This window comes from uncultured Campylobacter sp. (assembly GCF_938031315.1).
Taxonomy (GTDB): Bacteria; Campylobacterota; Campylobacteria; order Campylobacterales; family Campylobacteraceae; genus Campylobacter_B.
The window spans coordinates 1-2,356 of sequence record NZ_CALHHT010000419.1 but is presented as its reverse complement, the minus strand read 5'-3'; the positions used below and the strand labels follow the sequence as shown (position 1 = coordinate 2,356).

Here is a 2,356-nt window from a genome sequence, read left to right as displayed (position 1 = left end):
CATGTCGGCTATAAAATTTTAACGCTGCCGCGCGCGCATTGAAATTTTAACGCTTACGAGCGGAGGCTCCATAAAATTTTAAAGTTGCAAATAAGCGGCCTGCTCTTTGCCTCTGTAGCAGAAACAGCCGATCCGCTGCCTGCGTTGCGTCGTATTGCCGCGCCGCCCGTCCTTTCGCATCGGCTCTTTATTACGTTGCGCGTGCTTAAATTTACTCGCATCGTCAAGCGATATGGCGTCGCGAGCAGGGTGGATGTATGATTTGAAATTTGCGCCGCAAAAAACGGCGCATATCCCTATCTCGCGCGGCAATGAGGCGAGCTTTAGCGATATGATTTTAAATTTGGCGATAAATTTCGAGCAAAATTCCAAAGATAGCGACTTATCGTGATCTAAGGCCGTGCGGTCGCAAGACGTACAGACGGCGCACGGGCAAAATTTTAACGGCGCGCGCAGATTTTCTAGCGGCGCGCAGGAGGCTCTGGGCGGCGCGCAAAAAGGCTCGGGCGATACGCTCGCTAGCGGCGGAGGAAGAATTTTAAAATTTCGCCCGCCCGGCTTCATCCGCCCCACGCTCGCCTCTCCTGCACTTTGCGCCCGCACTCTTTGCTAATTTTTGCGCCCGTTTTACTCCGCTCGGTCCTTTGATTTATCAAATTTCATCCGCTCCTCAAGCCGCTTAAACTCGTCCGTATAAATGAGCGCATTATCGACGCACTCGAGCCAAAACTCCAGCGTTCGCGTGTCTTTGCCGAAGTGCTTTTGCAATAGCTCTTCGACGCTCATCACGCCGCACTCGCGCAAAAACGCCTTGTACGCGCCGATAAATTTATCGCCCGCCCGCCTAAACTCGCCCAGCAAAAACTGCGAGAGCAGGTAGCCGACCGTGTAGGGGTAGTTGTAGATGTATTGATCGGTCTTGTAAAAATGCAGCTTAAAGTACGGCAAAAAGCCCTCTGCGTCCTGCGTCGTATCGCCGTAACGTCCGCGCCACGCCTTTTGCATGAGCTCTTCTATCTGCGCCGTGCCGACTGCGCCCTTTTGCCTGGTCTTTAAAAAAGCGATCTCAAAATCAAACCGCACGCCGATATGCAGCATGAAATTTGCCGCAGATTTTAGCTCCTGCCACAAGATATCAAAGAGCAAATTCTTATCCGCGCTGTTTTTTCGCAGATAGTTTCGCAGCACGGCTTCGTTAAAAGTGCTCGCAGCCTCCGCTAGCGTCATAGGAAACTGCGTGTGTAGCGCGGGCAGATCGCGCATGATCCAGTAGTGCCACGCATGTCCGAGCTCGTGCGCCTGCTGGATCATGTGCGCCTGCGTGCCCATGTAGCTAGAAAACACGCGCGGTTGTCTAAATTTATCAAACCTCGTATAAAATGCGCCACCTGCTTTATTTTCTCGTACCTGAGCCTCGATCCAGCTCTTCTGCAGCATTATTTTGATAAATTCGGGTATCTCCTCGCTAACCTCGCCCAGAGCCGCACATATCGTCTCTATCGCCTGCTCGTAAGCGATCTCCTCCACGCTAGCAAACGGAGACGGCGCAAGCAGATCGCAGGCGTAAATTTTACCCCGAGGAAAATACTTCGCGCGCAGGCTCACGCACTCCTTGATCTTGTCCGATCTGCGATCTAGCGCCGCAAACATCGCCGTTACGGCCTGCTCGCTGATTTTGTTTTGCTGCAGGCTCGGCGTGAGGATATCCGTCCCGGCCGCCCTGAATTCGCCCAGCCTAAAGCCCTGAAGCAAATTTAAAACGTCGGCGTACAGGCTCGCGTGCCTAGCGTAATGCTCCGCTAGCCCCTCAAATACGCTCTTTCGCAGCGCGGCGTCGGGAGAGCCCTTTAAAACGCCCGCGCATTTTGAGAGATTGTAGACGCTTTTTACGCCGTTTTTATCAGTAGCCTGCACGGCGATGAGGTTGTTTAGATGTCTAAATACGCCGTAAAGCGGAGCGAAACTGCTAGCCGCCGTATCCTCGTAAATTTTACGCTCTTTTGCGTCAAATTTTGCCCGCCAGCTACTTTTTCGCTCGTCGTAAAGAAATTTTATCCGCGCAAACTCCTGCGTTTGGCGCGCGATATCGGAGGGATCTAGCACATCTATCTTTTCAAAAATGATCTCTTTCGTTCGCTCAAGACGCAAAAATTTCTCCCTGATTTTCGCCTCGGCCGCGCCTGCTCGCTCGTCTTTGGTGTCGTCGCTTGATTTGCAGCGGCAAAACGCGAGCAAGGAGTTCGCCTCCTCAAAGCCGCGATCGTACGTATTTATCAGTAAATTTAACCCGCCGCCCGCGCCTAGCAGCTCCTCTATCTCGCCTAAAATTTCGTCCAAATTTGACAGCGCATCCGTA

At 52.4% G+C, this 2,356-nt stretch carries 3 protein-coding genes; 2 read left to right on the top strand and 1 reads right to left on the bottom strand.

Annotated features, from left to right (window positions below; translation table 11 throughout):
- Positions 1-253 precede the first annotated feature (253 nt).
- Both Q0236_RS10460 and Q0236_RS10455 read left to right on the top strand, forming a co-directional pair.
- Positions 254-391, top strand: coding sequence for a hypothetical protein (locus Q0236_RS10460; RefSeq protein ID WP_297917570.1), 138 nt, complete (start codon positions 254-256; stop codon positions 389-391).
- Between the two features lie 9 nt (positions 392-400).
- Positions 401-613, top strand: coding sequence for a hypothetical protein (locus Q0236_RS10455; protein WP_297917567.1), 213 nt, complete (start codon positions 401-403; stop codon positions 611-613).
- A gap of 14 nt (positions 614-627) precedes the next feature.
- Here Q0236_RS10455 and Q0236_RS10450 read toward each other — a convergent pair.
- The coding region (locus Q0236_RS10450; RefSeq protein ID WP_297917564.1) for a M3 family metallopeptidase at positions 628-2,356 on the bottom strand (1,729 nt) is incomplete at its 5' end.